This window comes from Bradyrhizobium sp. 604_D8_N2_3, assembly GCF_051810765.1.
In the GTDB taxonomy this organism is placed as follows: Bacteria; Pseudomonadota; Alphaproteobacteria; order Rhizobiales; family Xanthobacteraceae; genus Bradyrhizobium; species Bradyrhizobium barranii.
Genome location: NZ_JBPWPM010000001.1, coordinates 7,456,465 through 7,481,389, shown reverse-complemented (window position 1 = coordinate 7,481,389; position 24,925 = coordinate 7,456,465). Strand labels below are relative to the sequence as shown.

Below are 24,925 nucleotides of genomic sequence, written 5' to 3'. Positions count from 1 at the left end.
ACAGATTCGCACAAATTACAGGCATGTGCCTGTTCGTAACTCAACGAGTGCCTACGTTGTGCGTTGCGTCGTGTTGGCACCAGGGTGTCCAATGATCGTCATGTGCTCACGCTGATTCGAAATGGCCTGAGGAACGGTCCGGTAACTGCTTTCGTTTCAGCTTGTGGCGGAACTCACGCGGAGAGGGATCATGTATAACGATTCTCTATTCAACGCTTTCGCTAAGTCGTTCGAGGCGAGAAGCCAACACGACATGTCGATGGCGGAATATCTGGAATCGTGTCGAAGCGATCCCATGAAATACGCGAACGCGGCCGAACGACTGCTAGCAGCGATCGGTGAGCCTCAGACGATTGACACGGCCAAGGACCCACGCCTTGGCCGTATTTTTTTGAACCGCACCATCCGGACCTATCCGGCCTTCGCCGGCTTCTACGGCATGGAAGAAACCATCGAGCGCATCGTCGGTTTCTTCCGTCACGCGGCGCAGGGGCTCGAAGAGCGCAAGCAGATCCTCTATCTGCTCGGCCCGGTCGGCGGCGGCAAATCCTCGCTCGCCGAGCGGCTCAAGTCGCTGATGGAAGTGCAGCCGATCTACGTGCTCAAAGCCGGCGATGAATTGAGCCCGGTGTTTGAAAGCCCGCTCAGCCTGTTCGATCCCGATCATCTCGGACCGATGCTGGAAGAGAAGTACGGCATTCCGCGCCGGCGTCTCACCGGCCTGATGAGCCCGTGGTGCTACAAGCGGCTGGAAGCCTTCGGCGGCGACATTTCTCAGTTCAGAGTCGCAAAAATCCAGCCGTCGCGGCTGCGCCAGATCGCGGTCTCCAAGACCGAGCCTGGTGACGAGAACAACCAGGACATCTCCTCGCTGGTCGGCAAGGTCGATATCCGCAAGCTCGAGACCTACGCGCAGAACGATCCCGACGCCTACAGCTATTCGGGCGGCCTCAATCGCGCCAACCAGGGCATCCTTGAATTCGTCGAGATGTTCAAGGCGCCGATCAAGATGCTGCACCCGCTGCTCACCGCAACGCAGGAGGGCAACTACATCGGCACCGAGAATATCGGCGCGATCCCGTTCACCGGCGTGATCCTCGCGCACTCGAACGAAGCCGAGTGGTCGAGCTTCAAGGCCAACAAGAACAACGAGGCCTTCATCGACCGCATCTGCGTGATCAAGGTGCCGTACTGCCTCCGGGCCACCGAAGAGCAGAAGATCTACGAAAAGCTGATCCAGGGCTCGGAGCTGGCGGCCGCGCCGTGCGCACCCTCGACCCTGGAGACGTTGGCGCGGTTCTCGGTGATGTCGCGCCTGCGCAAGCATGAGAACTCCACGCTGTTCGGCAAGATGCGGGTCTATGACGGCGAGAGCCTGAAGGAATCCGATCCGAAGGCACGGAGCGTCCAGGAATATCGCGATGCCGCCGGCGTCGACGAGGGCATGGACGGCGTCTCCACCCGATTTGCCTTCAAGATCCTGGCTGCGACCTTCAACCACGATCCGCAGGAAGTCGCTGCCGACGCCGTGCATCTGATGTACGCGCTGGAGCAGTCGATCCGCCGCGAGCAGCTCCCGGAGGAAGTCGAGAAGCGCTATCTCGAATTCATCAAGGCGGACCTGGCGCCACGCTACGCCGAGTTCATCGGCAACGAGATCCAGAAGGCCTATCTCGAATCCTACTCGGATTACGGCCAGAATCTGTTCGATCGCTACGTCGACTACGCTGATGCCTGGATCGAGGATCAGGACTTCAAGGATGCCGACACCGGCCAGCTGCTCGATCGCGAGCTTTTGAACCAGGAACTGACCAAAATCGAGAAGCCGGCGGGTATCGCCAACCCGAAGGACTTCCGCAACGAGGTGGTCAAATTCTCGTTACGGTCGCGGGCCCAGAACGGAGGCAAGAATCCGACCTGGATTTCCTACGAGAAGATTCGCGACGTGATCGAAAAGCGGATATTCTCGCAGGTCGAGGACCTGCTTCCGGTCATCTCCTTCGGGTCGAAGAAGGACGGCGAGACGGAGAAGAAGCACGGCGAGTTCGTCGCACGCATGGTGGAGCGCGGCTACACCGAGCGTCAGGTTCGCCGGCTCGTCGAATGGTACATGCGTGTGAAGCAGGCCGGTTGAGGCGGATGGAGCGGATGGAAAAGTGCCCATTCACATTATTGACAGGCGCCTGAATCCAGGCGGCAAGAGTCTTGAGAACCGGCAGCGGTTCTTGCGTCGGGCCAAATCCCTGGTGCAGGGCGCCGTCAAGAAGACCTCGCAGGAACGCGACATCAAGGACGTCCTGGAGGGTGGTGAGGTCACGATACCGCTCGACGGCATGCACGAGCCGCGTTTCCGCCGTGAAGGCGGAACGCGCGACATGGTGTTGCCCGGGAACAAGAAGTTCATCGAGGGCGATTACCTCCAGCGATCCGGCCAGGGCAGCGCCAAGGATTCCGGTCCCGGCGAAGGCGACAGCGAGGACGCGTTCCGCTTCGTCCTCTCCCGCGACGAGTTCGTGGATCTGTTCCTCGACGACCTCGAGCTGCCGGATCTTGCCAAGCGCAAGATCGCGCAGACCGAGAGCGAGGGCATCCAGCGCGCCGGCTACACCACGTCCGGCTCGCCCGCCAACATCTCGGTCAGCCGGACGGTGAAGCTCGCGCTGGCGCGGCGCATCGCGCTCAAGCGTCCCCGCAAGGAGGAGATCGAGGAGCTGGAAGCCGCGATCGCGGCGTGCACCGACGAGGACGAGCGTGTGGTGCTGCTCGCCGAGCTCGAAAGGCTGAAGGCGAGGACCAAGCGCATTCCCTTCGTCGATCCGCTCGATATCCGCTACCGCCGCTACGAGAAGGTGCCGCGGCCGGTGGCGCAGGCGGTGATGTTCTGCCTGATGGACGTCTCCGGCTCGATGTCCGAGCACATGAAGGATCTCGCCAAGCGCTTCTACATGCTGCTCTACGTGTTCCTGAAGCGGCGCTACAAGCATGTCGAGATCGTCTTCATCCGCCACACCGACCGCGCCGAGGAGGTGGACGAGCAGACCTTCTTCTACGGTCCGGCCTCGGGCGGCACGCTGGTCTCCAGCGCGCTCCACGCCATGCATGAGATCGTGCGCGAGCGCTTCAACCCGGCGGACTGGAACATCTACGCCGCGCAAGCCTCCGACGGCGACAATTCCTATTCCGACGGCGAGCTCACGGGCATGCTGCTGACCGACAAGATCCTGCCGGTCTGCCAGTTCTTTGCCTATCTCGAGGTCGGGGAGTCCGGCGGCAGCGCCTTCGATCTCTCCGACTCCTCACTCTGGACCCTCTACGACCGCCTGCGCAACAGCGGCGCACCGCTCTCGATGCGCAAGGTCAGCGAGCGCAGCGAGATCTTCCCGGTGTTCCACGATCTGTTCCAGCGCCGCGAAAACTCCCAGGAGAAAGCCGCTCCATGACGGAACGCTTGTTCGAAGGCGCCGATTGGGATTTCCACACCTTGCAGCGCATCACCGATGCCTGCGAGGAGGTGGCGACGAAGGATCTCGGGCTCGACGTCTATCCGAACCAGATCGAGGTCATCACCGCCGAGCAGATGCTGGATGCCTACTCGTCCGTCGGCATGCCGCTGTTCTACAAGCACTGGTCGTTCGGCAAGCACTTCGCGTTCCACGAGGCCTCGTACCGCAAGGGCCTGATGGGGCTTGCCTATGAGATCGTGATCAACTCCTCGCCCTGCATCTCCTATCTGATGGAGGAGAACACGGCGACGATGCAGACGCTGGTGATCGCCCACGCCGCCTTCGGCCACAACCACTTCTTCAAGAACAACTATCTGTTCAAGCAGTGGACCGACGCCGACGGCATTCTGGACTATCTCGACTTTGCCAAGAACTACGTGATGACCTGCGAGGAGCGCTACGGCCGCGTCGAGGTCGAGCGCACGCTCGATGCCGCGCATGCGCTGATGTCGCACGGCATCGACCGCTATCCCGGCAAGAAGAAGCTGGATCTGCGCGCCGAGGAGAAGCGGGCAGGGCGCCGCCGTCAGCACGAGGAGGAAGTCTTCAACGACCTCTGGCGCACCGTGCCGAAGGGGGCGTCGAAGACCCGGTCCGCGCTCAGCATCGAACGCCGCCGCAAGCTGCTCGGCCTGCCGCAGGAAAACCTGCTCTACTTCCTGGAGAAGAGCGCGCCGCGGCTGGCGCCCTGGCAGCGCGAGCTTTTGCGCATCGTCCGCCACATCGCGCAATATTTCTATCCGCAGAGCCAGACCAAGGTGATGAACGAGGGGACGGCGACCTACGTCCACTATCGCATCATGACCAAGCTGCATCAGCAAGGCCGCATCTCCGACGGCAATTTCCTCGAATTCCTGCAGTCGCACACCAACGTGGTGTTCCAGCCCGAATTCGACGATCCGCGCTTCTCCGGCTTCAATCCCTATGCGCTCGGTTTTGCCGTGATGCAGGACATCGAGCGCATCGTCACCCGGCCGGAGGACGAGGACCGCGAGTGGTTCCCCGACATTGCCGGCAAGAACGACGTGATGGGCGTGCTGCGCGACGTCTGGGCCAACTACCGCGATGAAAGCTTCATCGCGCAGTTCCTGAGCCCGAAGCTGATGCGGCATTTCCGCATGTTCCACCTGCACGACGATCCCGAGGAGCGCGCCGGAATCCGGGTCGATGCCATTCACGACGATCGCGGCTTCCGCCGGGTGCGGCGCGAGCTGGCGCGGCAGCATGATGTCGGCTTCATCGACGCCAATATCGAAGTGGTCGACGTCGATCTCTCCGGCGACCGCCGGCTGATCCTGCATCACCACGTCATCAAGGGCTCGCAGCTCAACGAGACCGACGCCAAGCGCGTGCTCCAGCACCTTGCCGATCTCTGGACTTACGACGTCTCGCTGATCGAGGTCGACGCCAACGACAAGGTCCTGCGCGAATATGTCGTGAGCCCGCGCCCGATCCCGGCGGCGGCCTGAGACGGCTGGTAGCTGCTAGAACATCGACGTGGCGGTAGCTCGCCCGCGGCCCATCCTTCGAGACGCCCGCCTCTGGCGGGCCCTCAGGATGAGGACGGAGTGTGCGGGAGCTATGTCGACAGACAGCGCTTCTGCTTAGCCTCATCCTGAGGAGACCGCGGAGCGGTCGTCTCGAAGGACGAGGCGCTTGCTCAGGCCGTCACCAAGAATTTGCATCGACTTGACGTGGTCTAAGTCGATCGCTTCTTCGCCGGCTTCTTCTTGAACGCATTCAGCTCCACCCCCGCGCGGATCAGCGCCTTCAACGCCTTCTCGTTGATCTTTTCGCCTTCGCGAATGTCGATCGCGCGGCGCACGTTTCCGTCGAGGCTCGAATTGAACAGGCCGGCCGGGTCGTCCAGCGCCGCGCCCTTGGCAAAAGTCAGCTTCACGACGGCCTTGTAGGTCTCGCCGGTGCAGATGATGCCGTCGTGCTCCCACACGGGAACGCCGCGCCATTTCCATTCCTCGACGACGTCAGGATCGGCCTCCTTGATCAGGCCGCGGATGCGCCCAAGCATCTCGCCGCGCCAGTCGCCGAGCTCCTTGATCCTGCCGTCGATCATCCTGGAAGGCGAAGCGCCGTCCGTCTTGGTCGCGCTGCCTGTCTTCGCGGTCACAGCCTTCTTCATGATCACGCCTCTTGCCGCGCGCCGCTGCGACGGCTGACATAGGGCAGCGCGAACATGTAGAGCCCGGTCGCGAGCAACGGAATCAGCGGGACGAATGCCAGCAGCCCGATCCACGTGGCCTGGATTTGCAGCGTCAGGGCAACAATGTTCGCGATCACGGCGAGCGTGAAAGCAAGCGACAGCCAGCGATGGATTTGTCGAACCCACATATTCCCGGTCAATGAAACCTCCTCTTGAGATGATCGGATGAAGGCCGGCGACGGACCTAGTCAGCTCGCGCCAGCACCTCGTCCAGCTTGGCGAAAAACTGCTTCCAGCCGGCATGCGCGCCGCCATAGGCCTGCTTCTGCGTCGGGCTGAAGCCCGCCTGCTCGACGCGCAAATGCGTGCCCGCGTTCGTCGGCGTCAGCGTGAAGGTCACCACGCTTTTCAGATCGAACGCCGCGTCCTCATGCGAGAAATTCCAGGTATAGGCGAGCGCGCGCTGCGGCTCGAGGGTGAGCACCTCGCAGTCCAGCACGCCGCCCCATTCGCCGCGAAGATTGAAGCGATGACCGACGACCGGCTTGAAGTCGTTCTTCATCAGCCATTCCTCGATCAGATGCGGCTGCGTCAGCGCGCGCCAGATCCGCTCGGCCGGAAAGGCAAATTCGCGCTCGATCACCACGGAGCGCATCTCGGCGGCAGCTTCGGTCATTGGTCCATCCTCTTCAGGAGATCGTCGAGAGCATCGAGCCGGTTCTGCCAGAAGCCGGCCATCTGGCCGGTCCAGTCGATCAGCGGATTGAGCGCGCCGGGCTGCGCGCTGTAATGGGTCTGGCGTCCTGCATGGCGGTCGCGCACCAGCCCGGCCTGCTTCAGCGCGCCGAGATGTTTTGAGACCGCCGGCTGGGAAACGCCTGAAGTCGCGGTCAGTGCCCCGACCGTCTGCTCGCCCTCCCGGCACAGCCGCTCGAAGATCGCCCTCCGGGTCGGATCGGCGAGCGTCCTGAACAGAAGATCGTGCGCGGCGGACATGTGAAATCCATAACCCATAAGTTATGGATTAATTCATAACCGCAGAGTTATGGGTAAGTCAAGTGCGATGGAAGGATGTGGCGCTTCGCTGACGCACCCCTATCCGCCGTCATTGCGAGGAGCCCTTGCGACGAAGCAATCCAGTCTGCCTCCGAGGAGGGACTGGATTGCTTCGCGGAGCCTGTCATCGGGCCGCGCTCCGCGCGGACCCGGTGGCTCGCAATGACGGAGAATGTGGCGGCGCCGCGGGCAGCCCTAAGGCCGCAGGTAGAGATAACCCTGCGACTGGAGCTCGGCCAGGCGGACCACGCCGCCCTTCTCCGCGCTGACGAAGCCCGGCAGCAAACCCGTCAGCGTGACGTTCTGCGCCTTCATGGTGTTGGCGGACGCCGCGAGCTCGATACCGTCCCTGGAGAAATCGCCGACGCGCTTGCCGACGTCGGGGTTGGCCGGTGCCCGGCGAAACGCCTTCAGCGCCGGCCCGTGAATCACCAGCGCGATGATGACGTGTTGGGGGCCGCCGACGCCGTCAATGTGGTTCTGGATGTTGCCGAGCACGAAATTGACCTTCTCGGCGTCGCTGAGGTGATAGACGACCTTGAGCTTGTCGCCCGCGCCGGCTTCCGTCGCGGCCTTCGCGCTGGAGCCGCCAAGCGCCGCGCCCAGGGCCGAGACGGCGCTCCACAAGATGCTCCGGCGGTTTTCATGATCGCACCGGGCGCGTGAACCATTGACGGCCGCATCGGAGGGGGGTGAGAGCCGACTGGCGGTTAGTCGCAAGCCGAACGCCGCGCGTTCAAGTGCCGATGCCTTGCATTCCCGTGGGCAGCCTCGCGCAAGGTTCCAGTCCTAATAACTCGGGAGAAGGCGCGTTCGTAAACCCAGGGTTGCTGCAAAAGGCTGGTGGCGGTCGAACATGTCCGTAGGTCAGAACTTGCCCAACATTACGATCGGCTATTCCCGGGGACGGCTGCTGGTGTTTTTCGGCGCCGGTCTGCTGCTGACGCTGCTCTGCGCTGCGCTCGCATTCATGTGGCAGCAAGGCAAGAACATCACCACGTTCGAGGTCGCCGCCTGCTATGTCGGCGCGGTGTTTTTCGGCCTCGCCACCTTCAGGATGCTCTGGAGGTTGATCTCGGCCAGGTCGCCGGTCGTCTTCATCAGCCGTGTCGGCATTCGCGACCTCAGGCTCGCCGACGAGACCATCGCCTGGAGCTCCGTGCGGAAGATACAGATCTGGGAGCAGCGCCTGCAGAAGTTCGTGGTGCTCAAGCTCGATCCTCTTGTCGCCGGGCGGTTCTCCGGGGGCTTCCTGGGGCGTGCCTTGTCGCTGATGAACAAGACGCTTGGCGCTGACAGCGTGATCGTCAATGCGGGCGGCCTGACCATGGACGTCAAGACATTGCTCGAGACCTGCAAGCAATATTGGGGCGCCGGACGACCGGCCCCTTCGGACCACTCCGTGCCGGAGCCTGAACCGGCGCCCGAGGCTGTCAGCTGAAGCGGGCGAGGAATCGCCAGCATCGGGTAAGATGCCGCGCATCGCAGCGGCGGTCGAAGCAGGCATAGGCTGCGCTGCCGGGTCGTCGCGCGAGCCTTAGTCCGCCGTCGGTCCGCGAAGGTTCAATCCTTGCCGCGATTCCGCCCGGGAACTCGGCGCCGCTGATTTCTGCGAGATTGTCGCGGATCATCAATGTGATAGTCTTCACAGACAGCAGAAATTCGATGTCGTAAGCTCACCCGCGTTTGTGGAGTTCCCCGCAATGGGCGAGATTCGTAACTTCAGATCCGGAAATCATGACGAGCCGCCTCCACACGGCTCGATGCCTCGTCGTCTCGCCGCAATCATCGTCGGTGACATCGCTTCCTACAGCCGCTTGATGCAGGCCGACGAGGAAGGCACGCATGTTCGCGTCAAGCGGATCGAGCGGGATCTCATCGAGCCCAGCATCGTCGAACACCATGGAACGTTGGTGAAGACGACGGGAGACGGCTTCATCGCGATCTTCGACAGTCCGGTCGAGGCCGTTCGCTGCAGCATCGTCATTCAGCAGAATCTCGTCGGGCGCAACGCTTCGCTTCCGAAGGACTCCCGGATCGAATATCGGATTGGCGTCAATCTCGGTGACGTCATCGTGGAGCCGGACGACGTCTACGGCGACGGCGTCAACATCGCCACGCGCATCGAGGGGATCGCCGAGCCCGGTCAGGTCTACATCTCCGGCGCGATCTATGAGCAGATCAAGCACAAGGTGGTGTGCGGCTATGAGTCGCTCGGCGACCGCAAGGTCAAGAACATCACCGATCCGGTGCGCGTCTATCGCGTGCTGCCGGACGCAGATGCGGTCGGGAGGACGCGAGGCCGGCGCGAGAATACCCTGATCTTCCTTCTGGGCGTCACGCTCCTCGTGATCGCTTCCGGTGTGTTGTGGTATCTGCTGGCGCAGCCGTCGGGCAGGGTGAAGGAGCAGGCCGCCGCGCCAACTGCGGCTCCGGTCGCATCACCGAGCCCGCAACCTGCGCCGCGAGAAGCCGCGACACAAACGCCGCAGCCGTCTCCTTCATTGGCGGCATCGTCTCCATCGCCCGCTCCGGCGCCAAGTGCTTCAGCGCCAAGTGCTCCGGCGCCAAGTGCTTCCGCGCCAAGTGCTTCGGCGTCAAGTGCTTCGACGTCAAGTCCAGCACCAAGCCCATCGGCCACGCCGTTCCGCGAACCCGAGATGATCGCCATTCGCGGCGGCAGCTTCGCGATGGGAAGCAATGACGACCCGACCGAACGTCCGGTCCACCAGGTCACGGTCAAGCCGTTCTCGATCGGCAAATATCCGGTGACCGTGCAGGAATGGAACGAATGCGCGGCTGCAAAGGCGTGCGGCTTCACCGCCATTGGCAAGGACGATGCGCCGATCACCAATGTGAGCTGGACCGACGCGCAGCAATATGCGGCCTGGCTCGCGCGGACCACAAAGAAGTCGTATCGGCTTCCGAGCGAAGCCGAATGGGAATACGCCGCGCGCGGCGGGACGCAGACGAAATATTGGTGGGGCGACAAGCTCCAGCCGGGCGTGGCGGGATGCAAGGATTGCGGTGACCTCGCGGCCGAGCAGCCGGCGAAGGTCGGCAGCTTCAAGCCGAATCCGTTCGGCCTCCACGATATGGGTGGCGGTGTCGATCAGTGGGTCGAGGACTGCTGGCGCAGGACCTATCAGGGCGCACCCGGTGACGGCTCGGCATGGACCGGCGGGGACTGCTCGTCGCATGTCCTGCGCTCGGGTTCATGGAAGAACGATTCGAGATATGTGAGGCCGTCCAACCGCGATGGCTACGATACCAATGTTCGTTATCCGACGCATGGATTCCGCGTTGCGCTAAGTCCTTAAGTGGTGGAGTCATTTCGATGCAGATCATTCGTTGCGCCGCCCTGGCGGCGGCGCTCGCATTGCTTCCAGGCGTCGCCTATCCGCAGGGCAAGACCGCTCCTAAGGATGCCAAGCTCTATTTCATCACCCCGCGTGACGGGCAGAAGGTTCGGGGCGGGTTCTGGGTCCGGTTCGGCTTGCGCAACATGGGCGTGACGCACGCCGGCGACGAGTACCAGAACGCCGGCCATCATCATTTGCTGGTCGACGTCAACGATCCCATCGATCCCAAGGAGCCGATCCCGCAGGACAAGTCGCATCTGCACTTCGGGGCGGGGCAGACCGAAACCCTGCTCGAACTTCCACCCGGGATGCACACGCTGCAGCTGGTGCTGGGCGACGCGAAGCACTATCCGTTCGAGCCGCCTGTCGTATCGGAGAAGATCACCATACGTGTCAGGCAGCCGGTCGAGCGCGGTCGATGATCACCGCAGGCTGGCGTTGAACTTGTCCAGCGCAGCCGAGCCCGGGCACAGCGTGTCCGCCTCCAGCGTATTGAGCGGCGTCTCGACCGTGTTGAGATGCGTGTGCAGGTCTTCCGCATCGGGATCGACGTAGAGCAGACCGGTGACGATCTGGCCCTTGGCGGCGTGCTTCTGGAGGAAGGTCTGGGCGCCGAGGCGGTCGTGCGGGTCGTAATCCGCGTCGATCTTGCGCAGCGCGATCTTGCTGCCGTCGTGCTGCTCGACCACCTGCACCGTTCCCGGCGCATACTCGACGGCGATGGGATCGCGGCCGACCAGCACGTCGAGCCGGTTCACGGCGTCATTGTGCTCCCGCACATAGTCGAAGCTCTTGGTCGATCCGGCGTGGTTGTTGAAGGCGATGCAGGGGCTGATGACGTCGATGAAGGATGCGCCCTTGTGGCCGATCGCGGCGGCGATCAGCGGCACCAGCTGGCTCTTGTCGCCGGAGAACGAGCGCGCGACGAAGGTGGCCCCTAGCTGCAGCGCGATCGCGACGAGGTCGATCGCGTTGTCGGTGTTGGTCACGCCTTTCTTGGACTTCGAGCCGCGGTCGGCGGTCGCCGAGAACTGGCCCTTGGTCAGGCCGTAGACGCCGTTGTTCTCGACGATATAGGTCATGTTGACGCCGCGCCGGATCGAATGCGCGAACTGGCCGAAGCCGATCGAGGCGGAATCGCCGTCGCCGGAGACGCCGAGATAGATCAAATCGCGGTTGGCGAGGTTGGCGCCGGTCAAGACCGACGGCATGCGGCCGTGCACGGAGTTGAAGCCGTGCGAGTTGCCGAGGAAATAGTCCGGCGTCTTCGACGAGCACCCGATGCCCGAAATCTTCGCGACCCGATGCGGTTCGATCGAGAGCTCGTAGCAGGCTTCGATGATCGAGGCCGTGATCGAGTCGTGGCCGCAGCCGGCGCACAGGGTCGAGATCTTGCCCTCGTAGTCGCGGTGCGTGTAGCCGAGCTCGTTCTTCTTGAGGCCCGGATGATGAAATTTCGGCTTTGCAATGTAGGTCATGCGCGCACCTGCAGTCCCAGCATCGTCATGGCCGGGCTTGACCCGGCCATCCACGTCTTGGCCGGAGAGAAGGAAGGCGTGGATGCCCGGGTCAAGCCCGGGCATGACGGTGGAGAGAGCAAAGCGTAGGTCATGACACGGCCTTGCGGAGCGGGGTCACCTTGAGGTGATCCTGGTGGTCGCCAATGGCTTTCGCGATGTAGCGGGCGGTGATCGGGGTGCCGTCATAATGCACGATCGGCACGAGGCGCACCGGGTCGATGCCGTTCTCGTTGACGATGAGCTGGCGGAGCTGGGCGTCGCGGTTCTGTTCGACCACGTAGACGAAGTCGTGCTCGGCGAGGAAGCTCGCCACGCTCGAGTGGAACGGGAAGGCGCGGATGCGCAGGCGGTCGAGCTGATGTCCGCGCGCCTCCAGCAGGCCGATCGCCTCGTCCATCGCGGGCGAGGTCGAGCCGAAATAGATCACGCCATATTTGGTCGGCCGTTCCGCGTTGGCCTGGAGCGGGCGCGGGACCAGGTCCTGCGCGGTCTCGAACTTGCGCACCAGGCGCTGCATGTTGTCGGCATAGACCGAGCCTTCCTCGGAGTAACGCGCATAGCGGTCGCGCGAGGTGCCGCGGGTGAAATAGGAGCCCTTGGTCGGATGCGTGCCGGGATAGGTGCGGTAGGGAATGCCATCGCCGTCGACGTCGAGATAGCGGCCGAAGTCGCGGCCTTCCTCCAGCATCTCCGTGGTCATCACCTTGCCGCGGTCATACTGTTTCGCGTCGTCCCACTTTAGCGGGCGGCAAAGACGGTGGTTCATCCCGATGTCGAGGTCGAGCATCAGGAAGATCGTGGTCTGGAGCCGTTCGGCAAGATCGAATGCGGCCGCCGCGAACTCGAAGGCCTCAGCCGGATCTTCCGGGAACAGCAGCACGTGCTTGGTGTCGCCATGCGAAGCATAGGCGCAGGCGATGATGTCGCATTGCTGGGTGCGGGTCGGCATGCCGGTCGAGGGACCGGCGCGCTGGATGTTCATGATCACGGCCGGGATCTCTGCGAAATAGGAGAGGCCGATGAACTCGGTCATCAAGGAGATGCCGGGGCCGGAGGTCGCGGTGAAGGCGCGGGCGCCGTTCCAGGAGGCGCCGATGACGATACCGATCGAAGCCAGCTCGTCCTCGCCCTGCACGATGGCGTATTTCGCCTTGCCGGTCTCGGGATCATGCCGGTACTTCTTGCAGTGGGCGGTGAAGGCCTCCGCCACCGACGAGGACGGCGTGATCGGATACCAGGCGCACACGGTGGCGCCGCCATAGACCGCGCCGAGCGCTGCGGCGCTGTTGCCCTCGATGAAGATGCGGTCGCCGACCTTGTCGGTTTTCTTCACCCGCAGCCCGATCGGGCATTTCAAATTCTGCAGCGCCCAGTCGCGGCCGAGATGCAGCGCATGGACGTTGGAGGAGAGCAGCTTCTCCTTGCCCTTGTACTGCTCGCCGATCAGCTGCTCGATCAGCTTCGGGTCCATGTCGAGCAGCGCCGAGAGGCTGCCCAGATAGATGATGTTCTTGAACAGCTGGCGCTGGCGCGGATCGGTGTAGGTCGAGTTGGTGATCGCGGTGAGCGGCACGCCGATCACGGTGATGTCGTCGCGGAATTTGGTCGACGGCATCGGCTTGGTGGAATCGTAGAACAGATAGCCGCCGGGCTCGATGCCGGCGATGTCCTTGTCCCAGGTCTGCGGGTTCATCGCCACCATCATGTCGACGCCGCCACGGGCGCCGAGATGGCCGTCTTCCGTCACCCGCACCTCGTACCAGGTCGGCAGGCCCTGGATGTTGGAGGGGAAGATGTTGCGGGGGGAGACCGGAACGCCGTGACGCAGGATCGCGCGCGCGAACATCTCGTTGGCGCTGGCCGAGCCCGAGCCGTTGACGTTGGCGAAGCGGACGACGAAGTCGTTTACGCTGCTGAGCGGCTTTTTGTCGGACATGTCGAACCTGCGTAAGTCATCTCGATGAAATATTTCTGCATGTCCCAGGCTCCGGTGGGACAACGCTCGGCGCACAGCCCGCAATGCAGGCAGACGTCCTCGTCCTTAACCATCACGCGCCCGGTCTTGAGATCAGAGGACACGTAGAGGTCCTGGTCCGGATGCGGCGAGGGCGCCTTCAGGCGCTGGCGTAGGTCGCTTTCCTCGCCATTATCAGTGAAGGTGATGCAGTCCATCGGGCAGATGTCGACGCAGGCGTCGCACTCGATGCAGAGCGAGGTCGAGAACACGGTCTGGACGTCGCAGTTCAGGCAACGCTCGGCTTCGCCCAGCGCCAGCTTGACGTCATAGCCGAGCTCGACCTCGGTGCGGATGTCCTTCAGCGCAATCACCTTGTCGCGATGCGGAACCTTGAAGCGCTTGTCGTTGGAGATGTCGTTGTCATAGCTCCATTCGTGGATGCCCATCTTCTGCGAGGAGATCTGCACCTCCGGCAGCGGCCGTTCGGTGATGTCATCGCCCGAGAGCATCTTGTGGATCGACAGCGCGGCGTCATGGCCCTGCGCCACGGCCCAGATGATGTTCTTCGGGCCGAACGCGGCGTCACCACCGAAGAACACTTTCGGATTGGTCGAGACGAAGGTCTTCGGATCGACCTTGGGCATGTGCCATTTGTCGAACTCGATGCCGCAATCCTGCTCGATCCAGGGGAAGGCGTTCTCCTGGCCGACCGCGACCAGCACGTCGTCGCAGGGAATGGTCTGATCGGGGTCGCCCGAAGGCACCAGATTGCGGCGGCCTTTGGCGTCGTATTCGGCTTTGACGTGCTGGAAGGTGACGCCGATGAGCTTGCCGGCGACATGCTTGAATGCCACCGGCACCATATAGTTGAGGATCGGAATGTCCTCGTGGATCGCGTCTTCCTTCTCCCAGGGCGAGGCCTTCATCTCCTCGAAGCCGGAGCGCACAATGACTTTCACGTCTGCGCCGCCGAGGCGGCGCGCGGTGCGGCAGCAATCCATCGCCGTGTTGCCGCCGCCGAGCACGATCACGCGCTTGCCGATCTTGTCGATATGGCCGAACGACACCGAGGACAGCCAGTCGATGCCGATATGGATGTTGGCGGCAGCTTCTTTCCGGCCGGGAACGTCGAGCTCGCGTCCGCGCGGTGCGCCGGAGCCGACGAAGATCGCGTCGTATTTCTCCGCGAGCAGCGCCTTCATGCTCTCGATGCGATGACCGCCTTTGAACTCGACGCCGAGACCCAGGATGTAGCCGGTCTCCTCGTCGATGACCGAATTGGGCAGGCGGAATTTCGGGATCTGCGTGCGCATCATACCGCCGGCTTCGGGATCGCCGTCGAACACGGTGCAGTGATAGCCGAGCGGAGCAAGATCGCGCGCCACCGTCAGCGAGGCGGGGCCACCGCCGACGAACGCAACGCGCTTGCCGTTCTTCGGCGCGGGGCGCGGCAGGCGCTGCCTGATGTCGTCCTTGAAGTCGGCGGCGACGCGCTTGAGGCGGCAGATCGCCACCGGCGTTTCCTCGACGCGTCCGCGACGGCACGCCGGCTCGCATGGACGATCGCAGGTGCGTCCCAGAATTCCTGGGAACACGTTCGATTTCCAATTGATCATGTAGGCGTCGCTGTAGCGGCCTTGTGCGATCAGTCGGATGTATTCGGGAACCGGGGTGTGTGCAGGACAGGCCCACTGGCAATCGACCACTTTGTGAAAGTAGTCGGGGGCCGCGATGTCGGTCGGTTTCATTCCTACCCTGTCCGCACAGGCCCAAAGACCCGGCGGCCTTTTCTTGAGCTTGGCGAACGCTAATGCGCGTCGATCTGGTTTATGAATGACGTCATTGGGTTAGCTTATTAGAACCGTTCCGAAGTACAACGGCAAATTTACGCGATCACCTGCTTTCATAGGTGCTGCGCGCGCTCAGCATTAACGGCCGCGCGCAAGATGCGTGCGGTGCAATATGTTGCGTTGCGGATGGCCGCTAGCCGGGCGCGATATCGCTCTTCGCGAGATCCCACATCAGGCTGTAAGTGCCGACGGAGACAGGAAGCGGGAAGGGCGATGCGGCGGGGCCGGTAAAGCGTTCAGCAATGACGGCGGAGACCGCGCCGACATGCGTGCCGTCGATCAGCACGAACCAGTCGCGCGCGCCCTCATTGCGCACCGCTGGAATGTCGGCCGTCGCGCCCGACAATTCCGGCTCGCTTTCGAGCAGATGCATCGAGATGATGCCCTCGCGCTCCCCGGGCGTCAGCTTTTCGTGCAGTGCATCACGCCATGTCCCGGCATTGTCGGCGCTCGGCCGCAGCCGCACCAGCCCGAGTGCTGCGCCGCGACCAGTGCCCTTGCTGATGGTGATGCGCGCGACGACGCGCAGCATGTTCTTGAAATGCGCCATGGTCCGCCGCGACCATTCGGTCTGGTTGGCGAGGCGGGCCCGGTAGGCGGGACTGTCGAGCACGTCGAGCGTCGCGGTCGAGTACAGCGAGAGATATTTGGGATTGGCGGCATGCGCGACATAGCGCCGCGCCTCCAGGAAACCCTCGATCGCGACGCGCTCTTCCAGATGCTCGCGATCGTACCAGCGGTTGAAATCGGCCTCATCTGGAACGTCGATGTTCATCGACGTCAGCAGCATGCCTTGCCCGGCGAGCGGCATTGTTCTTGTCCTTCCCATTCAGACCCTCATGGCGGGGAGCCACGAAGTGGCATCTCGAACCATGAAGGCCCCGCTGCTAGATCCGGCCCTTATCCTTCGAGACGCGCTCCTTTTGGAGCGCTCCTCGGGATGAGGAGATCGATCTAGCCCGCGGCTTTCGACGCGAGATCGGCGATCGACTTCATGACCGCGTCCCGCACGCCGGCATCATAGAGCGAATGTCCGGCTTCTTCCACGATCCGAATCTCGGAACCCGGCCAAACTTTCGCAAGCCGCTCGGATATCTCAGGAGGGCACAACAGATCGTAGCGGCCCTGCACGATGATGCCGGGAATGCCGGCGAGCTTGCCCGCATTCCGCAACAGCTGGTTATCCGTCATGAAGCTGTCGTGGACGAAATAATGCGCCTCCATGAATGGCGTCGCGGGCAGCGTGCGCCACACGTTCAGCGATGCCAGGTCCAGCCGTGTCTTTGCCGCCTTGTGCTCAGACAGAGCGCGCTCGGTGTCGTGCCAGGCCCGCGACGCAGGACCGTGCACAGCCGGATCGGCATCGAGGATGCGGCGCCAATAGGCGTCCACCGGGTGTGCGCGCTCATCGACCGGCAGCACGCTCAGAAAATCCTCGAAGAGCGCCGGATAGAATTGTGACAGGCGCGATGTGAAAGCGGTTTCGACCTCGGCGCGGGTGCCCAGGAAGGTTGCGCGGAGCGCAATGCCGGAGACACGCTCGGGATGCGCCTCGGCATAAGCCAATGCCAGCGTCGCCCCCCAGGAGCCGCCGACCACCATCCAGCGGTCGAAGCCAAATTTCTCGCGGATATTCTCCATGTCCGCGATCAGATGCGCCGTCGTGTTGTGCTCGCGCGATCCCTTGGGCCGGCTGCGACCGCAGCCGCGCTGGTCGAACAGCACCGCGCAGAAGCGTTCGGGATCGAACAGCTTGCGATGGTCGGGTTGGCAGCCGCTGCCGGGCCCGCCATGCAGATAGATGGCGGGGACGCCGTCAGCACGACCGACGCTCTCGACATAGAGCTCGTGGCCGTCGCCGACGTCGAGCATGTCGGAGGTCAGCGGCGCAAAGGGATCGGCGCGTTTGGCGGATGCGGCCGCGTCGGCGTCAGGCATCATTCCCGGATTCCAGAGTGCCGCCGGCGAAATTGCGATAGAGGAAGCGGTTGGTCTCGCCCTCGGCCTCGCGCTCGGCCTGCTTGAAGATGGTCTCGTGCAGCGGCGACAGCGCGCAGGCGGGGTCGGTGTTGGCGGCATCGCCCGTCAGCGCAAAGGCCTGGCAGCGGCAGCCGCCGAAATCGATCTCGCGGAATTCGCAGGTCTTGCACGGCTCCTTCATCCAGCCGGTGCCGCGATAGCGGTTGAAGGCATCCGAGTTCTGCCAGATCCAGGCGATCGAATGGTTGGAGCGCACGGATTCGAACTCGAGCCCGGTGATGCTCTCGGCGGCGTGGCAGGGCAGCACCTTGCCGGCCGGCGAGATGTTGAAGAACTGCCGGCCCCAGCCGCCCATGCATTTCTTCGGCCGCAGCGCGTAATAATCGGGAACGACATAGTCGATGGCGAGCGTGCCCTTCAGCCGCTCGCGCGCCTCCTCGACGAGGCGGGTGCACTCGTCAAGCTGCGCCACGGTCGGCATCAAGGCAGCGCGGTTCTTCAGCGCCCAGCCGTAATACTGGACATTGGCGACCTCGAGCCGGTCGGCGTCGAGGTCAACAGACATCTGGATGATGTCGGGGAGCTGGTGCAAATTCTGCCGGTGCATCACCGCGTTCACGGTGAGCGGCAGATCGAGCTCGCGGGTCCATTTCGCCACTTCGAGCTTCTTGCGATGCCCGTTCTTGTAGCCGGCGACGCGGTCGGCGATGCCTTCCTCGACACCCTGGAAGCTGATCTGCACATGGCAGAGGCCGGCGTCCGCGAGCGCGCTGAGCCGCTCGCGCGTCAGCAGCACGGCCGAGGTGATCAGATTGGTGTAGAGGCCGGCATCGCTGGCATGTTTGACCAGCTCGACGAGGTCCTTCCGCGCCGTCGGCTCGCCGCCAGAGAAATGCACCTGGAGCACGCCGATCTCGGCGAGCTCGCTCAAGACCCTCTTCCACTCCTCGGTCGTCAGCTCCTTGCCGGAGCGATCGAGCTCGACCGGGTTGGAGCAATAGGGGCATTGCAGCGGGCAGCGATGGGTGATCTCGAGCAATACGGCGAGCGGAATGCCAAACGCCTCCGCCGTCGAGCGGCTCTTCTCCAGCACCGCGAGGCTGTCGCTGATGTCGGGCGGAAGATTGCCGAGCAGGTCGCTCATGACGTCTTCTCCCGGGCCTCGGTGAGGAAGCCCTTGTCGGCGAGATCCTGGAGCATGACGATGACGTCCGCCAGGATCGCTTCGCGCGGCGCGGCGTATTTCGCGGCCAGCTGGTCGGCGAAGTCGCCGACATTGCGCTCGCCGTCGCAGAGCTGCAAGACCTCGACCGCGATCTCGTCGGGCGCCAGCACCCGTTCCGGCGCCAGGATCACCCAGACCTTGCGCGTCTCGTCATATTTCAGCTTGGCATGCCGCGGCAGCACAGGGCGGCTTGCCTCGCTGACGCTGATGTTCCGCGGCCCGACCATTGCGCTTGTCCCTCAGCTCGCTTTGGGCACGAACGCGCCCGGTGGAATGTGGCCCTCGACATAGGCGTGCTGGAGCGCATCGAGCTGCACCCACAGCACGTTGGTCTTGAAGATCAGCGCGTTGCAGACGGAGGCGCGCTGCTCCGGCGTCGTGGCATGCGCCTTGACGTAGTCGAGCGCGAAGCCGGCATCGCGCGGCGCCTGCGCCAGCCGCCGCTTGAAGTAGCTCATGATATCAGGATTGACGAAGTCGTAGTGCTCCAGCATGCCGGAGATGCGCTCCTCGTGCAGGTTCGGCGCGAACAATTCGGTGAGCGAGGAGGCAATCGCCTCCAGCGGGCTCTTCTCGCGGCAGTAATGGACATAGGCTTCGACCGCGAAGCGCGTCGCCGGCAGGATGCCTTCGGTCGATTCCACATAGGCCGTGTCGAGGCCGAGGCCTTCGGTCAGCTTCAGCCAGCGCTCGATGCCGCCCTCGCTGCCGACGTCGCCGTCATGGTCCTCGATGCGGTGGCGCCATTCCAGCCGCGTAGCGCGGTCGCGGAAGCGCGAGATCACGACGGCGTCCTTGATCGGGATCGTGCTCTGGTAATAGTAGCGGTTGAGCGCCCAGGCCTGCACCTGGCCCTTGTTCAGCTTGCCGCCGTGCAGCAGCTTATGGAACGGATGCAGACTGTGATAGCGCGTCGCGCCGATATGGCGCAGCGTCGCCTCAAGCTCCTCGGCCGAGTTGAGCCTGATGTCCTTGCCAACAGAGAGCGCGGTCATTCCAGTCAGTGACGCGGCATTCACAGCACGATCTCCGTTCCGTCGGCGGGTATCCGCCAGCCCGCGGCTTCAAGCGCTTTGCGCTCGGGCGTATCGGGCAGCAGCGCCGGATTCGAGTTATTGATATGCAGAAACATCTTCCTGTCGAGAGTGAGGTCGGCGAGGCGCGCGATCGCGCCATCGTGACCGGACATCGCGACATGGCCCATGCTCTTGCCGGTCTTGTGGCCGAGCCCGGCCTTGATCATCTCGTCATCCTGCCAGACCGTGCCGTCAAAGAACACCAGTGCGGCGCCGTCGATCTCGGCCTTGAGCGCGTCGGTCACCTCGGCGCAGGCGGCGATGAAGTAGAAGCACTTGCCGGTTGATTTGTCCGTGATCTTGAGCCCCAGCGTATCGCCGTCGCCGCTCTCGCCGCCGGGATGCGCCTTGCCTTCCAGATACCAGGCCGACTTGCCGGGCACCGCGAAGGGCAGCACCTCAAGTCCTGAGCGCGCGCCATCAGGCAGCCGCGGCTCGAACGGCTCGTGGATGGAAATCGGCTGGCGCTGTACGTTCTTCTCGTTCAGGACGTTGAAGATGCTGTTGCTCTTCAGGATCGCCAGCACCTTCGTATGCGCATAGACCGTGAAGGGCGATCCCTCGCGCATCGACAGCAGGCCCGCGACCGCATCCACCTCGCTGTTGGTCAGGATCACGCCTGCAACAGGTGTATGGCGCAGCGCGCCGGCCTTGGGATGCAGCTGCGGCGTGGCGTTCAATTGCTGGCGAAGATCGGGGGAGGCGTTGATCAGGAACCAGTGCTCGCCGTCGCCACTGAAAGCGACCGAGGCCTGGGTTCTCTGAAGCTCCTGGCCATTTTCACGGGCCGCCCGGCAGCCCTCACACCCGCAGTTCCATTGCGGGACTCCGCCGCCGGCCCCGGCGCCCAGGACGACGACGCGAAGCATAATACGTCTCCTGGAGGGAACGTCGCGAGGTGGATCTCAGGCCGACACGGATGCCGACAAAGCTCGTGTCTTCCGGAAACCGATCGTGACCGAAAGATCCACCTGCGCAGAAACCACCAACCGCTTACTTGCGGGTGGCGCTCACATACATGTTGATTTCCATGCCACAGGGCACTTCGACGATCTTCGGGGCTTTCCAAGCCATTTTGGCTCTCCATTTTCACGAATTCGGACGTATCCGCCCAACGGTTAAAGTAATGCGAGCGGAAAACTTCGCTAGTGAAATCTTCCCGAGAAAGCCATGTTGCGCCGCGAAAATGATGTTGGAACATCACTTCCCGTGATGCTGCCTTGCGCGTGGCGCATTCGGTCGCGAACCCTGTCCTGATAAAGCAGTTGTGAGTGCAGTGCAGCTTTCAATCCGGTACAGGCCTCCCAATTTGGACCCTCGTGATGCCCAGATACTTCTTCAACACCCGCATCGGCGACGAATTGATCGTGGATCCCGACGGAGAGGACCTGCGTAACCCCGATCGCGCCTGGGAGGTCGCCCGCCAGATGATCCTGGAGGTGGTGAAGTCGGAGGGCGCCCAGCCGGCGCTCATGGAGGCCGTGATCGAGGTGACCGACGACGACGGGGAGATCGTGCTCGAATTCCCGTTCACCGAGGCCCTGCTGGACATCCCGGATCAGTCCGCGACCAGGCATTGAGGCCCCCGCGCTCTCCCCCGTCATTGCGAGGAGCCCTTGCGACGAAGCAATCCAGACTGTCTCCGCGGAGGGATTCTGGATTGCTTCGCTGCGCTCGCAATGACGGAGAATGAGGCGCCACCCGGCGCCAAACCCGCTCTTCCTCCCCGCGAAATCCGCATGGCTTTGCCGCGTTCCCGGCGCTAAAAGACGCCGGTTAAACGGAGCAAGCCATGCAAGATCTCTGGCGCCTGTCGGCCGCCGACCTCGCCACCCTCGTCAAGGCCAAAAAGGTGTCCGCCCGGGAGGCCGCCAAGGCCGGCCTCGCCCGCCTGGACGCCGTCAATCCCCAGCTCAACGCGGTGATCGACCACCGGCCGGAGGACGTGCTCAAGCAGGCTGACGCCGTCGATGCCGCCATCGCCCGGGGAGAAGACCCCGGTGTGCTCGCCGGCGTGCCCGTCACCATCAAGGCCAATGTCGACCAGGAAGGCTTTGCCACCACCAACGGCCTGAAACTCCAGCGCGACCTGATCGCGCACGAGGATAATCCGGTGGTCGCCAATTTCCGCAAAGCGGGCGCCATTCTGCTTGGCCGCACCAATTGCCCGGCCTTCTCCTATCGCTGGTTCACCACCAATCTGGTCCATGGCGACACCAAGAACCCCCGCGATGCCTCGCTGACCCCGGGCGGCTCGTCCGGCGGCGCCGGCTCGGCGGTCGCGGCCGGCATCGGCCATATCGCCCACGGCACCGACATCGCCGGCTCGATCCGCTATCCCGCCTATGCCTGCGGCGTGCACGGCCTGCGCCCGACGCTCGGCCGCATCCCCGCCTTCAACCCGGCGCTGCCGGAGCGTCCGATCGGGCCGCAGATCATGGCCGTCTCGGGCCCGCTGGCGCGCACGGTCAACGATCTCAGGATCTCGCTCGAAGCCATGTCGGCCCGCGACATCCGCGACCCCTGGTTCGTGCCGGCGCCGCTGGAGGGCCCCGCGCGGCCGAAGCGCGCCGGGCTCTGCCTCAATCCGGACGGGCTTGCGACCAAACCGGAGGTGAAGGCGGCCGTGACTGACGCCGGCAAGCGGCTGGAGCGCGCCGGCTGGACTGTCGAGGTCATCGAGAACACGCCGCCGATGCGCGAGGCGGTCGCGTGGCAGAGGAAACTCTGGCTTGGCGACGGCTATGAGGCGCAGCTGGAGATGGCTGAGCGCGAAGGCGATCCCGGTGCGCTGGCCTGCCTGCGCGGCAATCGCGCCAAGGTCACGCCGATGGACCAGGCGGACTACGCCAAGGCGCTCACGCGCCGCGCCGCACTGACCCGCGACTGGATGCTGTTCTTCGAGAAATATGCCGTCGTGCTCACGCCGGTGTCCGGCGAGTTGCCGTTCCCGGATCATCTCGACCGCAAGGACAGTGAGTCCTTCGAGCGTGTCTGGGAGGCGCAGATGCCGCAAATCGCGACCCCGTTCATGGGACTGCCGGGCCTGGTGGTCTCCACCGGTCTGGTCGGCAAGGCGCCTGTCGGCGTGCACATCGTGTCCGGCCGCTATCGCGAGGATCTGTGTCTGCTCGCAGGCGAAGCGATCGAGGCGGGCGGCGTGCCGCCGTCGCCGATCGATCCCGTGGGTTAGTGATGTCTGTGATCTACGACTTCAAGGCCAACTCGCTTCTCGGCGAGGAGGTGCCCATGCGCCGTTTCGAGGGGCAGGTGCTGCTGATCGTCAACACCGCGAGCAAATGCGGCTTCACGCCGCAATATCGCGGGCTCGAGGATCTCTATCGCGACCTCTCGCCGCGCGGCTTCTCGGTGCTCGGCTTTCCCTGCAACCAGTTCGGCGCGCAGGAGCCGGGGCCGGCGAGCGAGATCCAAGCCTTCTGCTCCACCAACTACGACGTCACCTTTCCCCTGTTCGAGAAAATCGACGTCAACGGCGCCCATGCGCACCCTCTGTATGACTACCTGAAACGCCAGCAATCCGGCCTGCTGGGCGCCTCCATCAAATGGAATTTCACCAAGTTCCTCGTGGACCGTGCCGGCAAGGTGATCGCGCGCTACGCGCCGACCGCACGGCCGGAAGGACTGCGGAATCAAATCGAGACCCTGTTATGAGCGAGACAATCATGAGCGACGAATTTCCGGACCGCCTGTCGGTCGACCCGAACAGCCCCTATTACAACGCGGATATTCTCTCGCGCGACGTCGGCATCCGCTTCAAGGGTGTCGAGAAGACCAATGTCGAGGAGTATTGCATCAGCGAAGGCTGGGTCCGCGTCACCGCCGGCAACGCCAAGGACCGCCACGGCAATCCGCTGACGATCAAGGTGCATGGTCCGGTCGAGCCGTATTTCAGGGATAAGAAGTAAGCGCGCGTATACTCTGTCCTCGTCATTGCGAGGAGCGCAGCGACGAAGCAATCCAGGGTCTTTCCGCGGTGACAGTCTGGATTGCTTCGCTCCGCTCGCAATGACGAACGTTTCTCACCGTTAGCGAAAGCCAATCCCATGTCCGTCCGCATCGTCGACGTCCGCGAGATCACGAAGCCGATCTCTTCGCCGATCCGCAACGCCTATATCGACTTCACCAAGATGACGACGAGCCTCGTCGCCGTCGTCACTGACGTCGTCCGCGACGGCAAGCGCGTCGTCGGCTACGGCTTCAATTCCAACGGTCGCTACGGGCAGGGCGGCCTGATCCGCGAGCGCTTTGCCTCGCGCATCCTGGAGGCCGATCCGAAGTCGCTGCTGAATGCGGCCGGTGACAATCTCGACCCCGACAAGGTCTGGGGCGCGATGATGACCAACGAGAAGCCGGGCGGCCATGGCGAGCGCTCGGTCGCGGTCGGCACCATCGACATGGCGGTGTGGGACGCGGTGGCGAAGATCGCAGGCAAGCCGCTGTTCCGGCTGCTCGCCGAGCGGCACGGCGTCAAAGCCAATCCGCGCGTGTTCGTCTACGCCGCCGGCGGCTACTACTATCCCGGCAAGGATCTCTCGATGCTGCGCGGCGAGATGCGCGGCTATCTCGATCGCGGTTACAACGTCGTGAAGATGAAGATCGGCGGCGCGTCGATCGAAGACGACCGCACCCGCATCGAGGCGGTGCTGAAGGAGATCGGCAAGGACGCGCAGCTCGCGGTCGATGCCAACGGCCGCTTCGATCTCGAGACCGGCATCGCCTACGCCAAGATGCTGCGGGACTATCCGCTGTTCTGGTACGAGGAGGTCGGCGATCCCCTCGACTACGCGCTGCAGGCCGCGCTCGCCGAATTCTATCCGGGCCCGATGGCCACGGGCGAAAACCTGTTCAGCCACCAGGACGCGCGCAACCTCATCCGCTACGGCGGCATGCGTCCCGACCGCGACTGGCTGCAATTCGACTGCGCGCTATCCTACGGCCTCTGCGAATACCAGCGCACGCTGGAGGTCCTGAAAACCTACGGCTGGTCGCCGAGCCGCTGCATCCCCCACGGCGGTCACCAGATGTCCCTCAACATCGCAGCCGGCCTCGGCCTCGGCGGCAACGAGAGCTATCCCGACCTGTTCCAGCCCTACGGCGGCTTCCCGGATGGCGTGCGCGTCGAGAACGGCCACATCACCATGCCCGACCTGCCGGGCATCGGCTTCGAAGGCAAGTCGGATCTCTACAAGGAAATGAAGGCGCTGGCGGAGTAGG

At 63.6% G+C, this 24,925-nt stretch carries 26 protein-coding genes; 11 read left to right on the top strand and 15 right to left on the bottom strand.

What is annotated here, in order from left to right:
- Window positions 1-190: 190 nt before the first annotated feature.
- Genes AB7245_RS35890 through AB7245_RS35880 form a run of 3 tightly spaced genes read left to right on the top strand, consistent with a single transcriptional unit; the run spans window position 191 to window position 4,972 of the window.
- Window positions 191-2,134 carry a PrkA family serine protein kinase gene (locus tag AB7245_RS35890; protein WP_063981411.1) on the top strand — a complete coding sequence of 648 codons (1,944 nt, stop codon included), beginning with the start codon at window positions 191-193 and terminating at the stop codon, window positions 2,132-2,134.
- A gap of 28 nt (window positions 2,135-2,162) precedes the next feature.
- Window positions 2,163-3,440: a YeaH/YhbH family protein gene (locus AB7245_RS35885; protein ID WP_193560884.1), complete on the top strand. Its 1,278-nt coding sequence runs from the start codon at window positions 2,163-2,165 to the stop codon at window positions 3,438-3,440.
- A complete protein-coding gene (locus AB7245_RS35880; protein WP_028147051.1) occupies window positions 3,437-4,972 on the top strand; it encodes a SpoVR family protein in 1,536 nt (511 codons plus the stop codon). Before AB7245_RS35885 ends, AB7245_RS35880 begins: the two co-directional genes overlap by 4 nt.
- Window positions 4,973-5,202: 230 nt before the next feature.
- On the opposite strand, the gene AB7245_RS35875 is transcribed toward AB7245_RS35880, so the two are convergent.
- From AB7245_RS35875 to AB7245_RS35855, 5 genes are all read right to left on the bottom strand, one after another.
- Window positions 5,203-5,643, bottom strand: a complete 441-nt coding sequence (locus AB7245_RS35875; protein WP_085405219.1) for a DUF1801 domain-containing protein — start codon at window positions 5,641-5,643, stop codon at window positions 5,203-5,205.
- Window positions 5,644-5,645: 2 nt separating this feature from the next.
- Window positions 5,646-5,864 (bottom strand): hypothetical protein, encoded by a 219-nt coding sequence (locus AB7245_RS35870; protein WP_085405218.1) that lies wholly within the window; start codon window positions 5,862-5,864, stop codon window positions 5,646-5,648.
- A gap of 44 nt (window positions 5,865-5,908) precedes the next feature.
- On the bottom strand, window positions 5,909-6,340 hold the full coding sequence (locus tag AB7245_RS35865; RefSeq protein ID WP_085405217.1) for an SRPBCC family protein: 432 nt from the start codon (window positions 6,338-6,340) through the stop codon (window positions 5,909-5,911).
- Window positions 6,337-6,660, bottom strand: a complete 324-nt coding sequence (locus AB7245_RS35860) for an ArsR/SmtB family transcription factor (RefSeq protein WP_028147048.1) — start codon at window positions 6,658-6,660, stop codon at window positions 6,337-6,339. Before AB7245_RS35860 ends, AB7245_RS35865 begins: the two co-directional genes overlap by 4 nt.
- Before the next feature lie 255 nt (window positions 6,661-6,915).
- Window positions 6,916-7,350 (bottom strand): DsrE family protein, encoded by a 435-nt coding sequence (locus AB7245_RS35855; RefSeq protein WP_085405320.1) that lies wholly within the window; start codon window positions 7,348-7,350, stop codon window positions 6,916-6,918.
- Window positions 7,351-7,576: 226 nt separating this feature from the next.
- On the opposite strand from AB7245_RS35855, the gene AB7245_RS35850 reads away from it, so the two are divergent.
- From AB7245_RS35850 to AB7245_RS35840, 3 genes are all read left to right on the top strand, one after another.
- A complete protein-coding gene (locus AB7245_RS35850) occupies window positions 7,577-8,161 on the top strand; it encodes an STM3941 family protein (protein WP_085405216.1) in 585 nt (194 codons plus the stop codon).
- 262 nt (window positions 8,162-8,423) lie between these two features.
- Complete coding sequence (locus tag AB7245_RS35845) at window positions 8,424-10,040, top strand: SUMF1/EgtB/PvdO family nonheme iron enzyme (RefSeq protein ID WP_085405214.1); 1,617 nt, start codon at window positions 8,424-8,426, stop codon at window positions 10,038-10,040.
- Between the two features lie 17 nt (window positions 10,041-10,057).
- A complete protein-coding gene (locus AB7245_RS35840) occupies window positions 10,058-10,504 on the top strand; it encodes a DUF4399 domain-containing protein (RefSeq protein ID WP_063981418.1) in 447 nt (148 codons plus the stop codon).
- Here the strand turns inward: AB7245_RS35840 and AB7245_RS35835 are convergent, their stop codons facing one another.
- The 10 genes from AB7245_RS35835 to pqqA all read right to left on the bottom strand — a co-directional run bounded on the left by AB7245_RS35835 (window position 10,505) and on the right by pqqA (window position 20,764).
- Window positions 10,505-11,560 carry a 2-oxoacid:ferredoxin oxidoreductase subunit beta gene (locus tag AB7245_RS35835; protein ID WP_063981419.1) on the bottom strand — a complete coding sequence of 352 codons (1,056 nt, stop codon included), beginning with the start codon at window positions 11,558-11,560 and terminating at the stop codon, window positions 10,505-10,507. It abuts the gene before it with no gap.
- 130 nt (window positions 11,561-11,690) lie between these two features.
- On the bottom strand, window positions 11,691-13,538 hold the full coding sequence (locus tag AB7245_RS35830) for a 2-oxoacid:acceptor oxidoreductase subunit alpha (RefSeq protein ID WP_071910167.1): 1,848 nt from the start codon (window positions 13,536-13,538) through the stop codon (window positions 11,691-11,693).
- Window positions 13,508-15,307 carry an FAD-dependent oxidoreductase gene (locus AB7245_RS35825; RefSeq protein ID WP_085405212.1) on the bottom strand — a complete coding sequence of 600 codons (1,800 nt, stop codon included), beginning with the start codon at window positions 15,305-15,307 and terminating at the stop codon, window positions 13,508-13,510. Before AB7245_RS35825 ends, AB7245_RS35830 begins: the two co-directional genes overlap by 31 nt.
- A gap of 235 nt (window positions 15,308-15,542) precedes the next feature.
- The gene (locus AB7245_RS35820; RefSeq protein WP_135214843.1) at window positions 15,543-16,220 is read right to left on the bottom strand and encodes a DUF4286 family protein; all 678 of its coding nucleotides are present in this window, start codon (window positions 16,218-16,220) and stop codon (window positions 15,543-15,545) included.
- Between the two features lie 143 nt (window positions 16,221-16,363).
- Entirely contained in the window at window positions 16,364-17,350 is a 987-nt protein-coding gene (pip, locus tag AB7245_RS35815; RefSeq protein WP_085405210.1) for a prolyl aminopeptidase, read from the bottom strand.
- Complete coding sequence (gene pqqE, locus AB7245_RS35810; protein WP_085405209.1) at window positions 17,340-18,533, bottom strand: pyrroloquinoline quinone biosynthesis protein PqqE; 1,194 nt, start codon at window positions 18,531-18,533, stop codon at window positions 17,340-17,342. The genes pip and pqqE overlap by 11 nt, the downstream gene beginning before the upstream one ends.
- Window positions 18,530-18,841 (bottom strand): pyrroloquinoline quinone biosynthesis peptide chaperone PqqD, encoded by a 312-nt coding sequence (pqqD, locus tag AB7245_RS35805; RefSeq protein WP_085405208.1) that lies wholly within the window; start codon window positions 18,839-18,841, stop codon window positions 18,530-18,532. Before pqqD ends, pqqE begins: the two co-directional genes overlap by 4 nt.
- A gap of 12 nt (window positions 18,842-18,853) precedes the next feature.
- A complete protein-coding gene (pqqC, locus tag AB7245_RS35800) occupies window positions 18,854-19,609 on the bottom strand; it encodes a pyrroloquinoline-quinone synthase PqqC (protein ID WP_175618535.1) in 756 nt (251 codons plus the stop codon).
- Between the two features lie 20 nt (window positions 19,610-19,629).
- The gene (gene pqqB, locus AB7245_RS35795; protein ID WP_085405207.1) at window positions 19,630-20,559 is read right to left on the bottom strand and encodes a pyrroloquinoline quinone biosynthesis protein PqqB; all 930 of its coding nucleotides are present in this window, start codon (window positions 20,557-20,559) and stop codon (window positions 19,630-19,632) included.
- A 124-nt stretch (window positions 20,560-20,683) separates the two neighbouring features.
- Entirely contained in the window at window positions 20,684-20,764 is an 81-nt protein-coding gene (gene pqqA, locus AB7245_RS35790; RefSeq protein WP_007595659.1) for a pyrroloquinoline quinone precursor peptide PqqA, read from the bottom strand.
- Window positions 20,765-21,012: 248 nt separating this feature from the next.
- On the opposite strand from pqqA, the gene AB7245_RS35785 reads away from it, so the two are divergent.
- The 5 genes from AB7245_RS35785 to tarD all read left to right on the top strand — a co-directional run bounded on the left by AB7245_RS35785 (window position 21,013) and on the right by tarD (window position 24,924).
- Window positions 21,013-21,270, top strand: coding sequence for a DUF6894 family protein (locus AB7245_RS35785; protein ID WP_063981427.1), 258 nt, complete (start codon window positions 21,013-21,015; stop codon window positions 21,268-21,270).
- Window positions 21,271-21,482: 212 nt separating this feature from the next.
- Window positions 21,483-22,883 carry an amidase family protein gene (locus AB7245_RS35780; RefSeq protein WP_439035489.1) on the top strand — a complete coding sequence of 467 codons (1,401 nt, stop codon included), beginning with the start codon at window positions 21,483-21,485 and terminating at the stop codon, window positions 22,881-22,883.
- Window positions 22,884-22,885: 2 nt separating this feature from the next.
- A complete protein-coding gene (locus tag AB7245_RS35775; protein ID WP_085405205.1) occupies window positions 22,886-23,362 on the top strand; it encodes a glutathione peroxidase in 477 nt (158 codons plus the stop codon).
- Window positions 23,359-23,616 carry a DUF3297 family protein gene (locus AB7245_RS35770; RefSeq protein WP_015684132.1) on the top strand — a complete coding sequence of 86 codons (258 nt, stop codon included), beginning with the start codon at window positions 23,359-23,361 and terminating at the stop codon, window positions 23,614-23,616. Before AB7245_RS35775 ends, AB7245_RS35770 begins: the two co-directional genes overlap by 4 nt.
- Before the next feature lie 138 nt (window positions 23,617-23,754).
- The gene (gene tarD, locus AB7245_RS35765) at window positions 23,755-24,924 is read left to right on the top strand and encodes a D(-)-tartrate dehydratase (protein ID WP_071910182.1); all 1,170 of its coding nucleotides are present in this window, start codon (window positions 23,755-23,757) and stop codon (window positions 24,922-24,924) included.
- Window position 24,925: the final 1 nt, after the last annotated feature.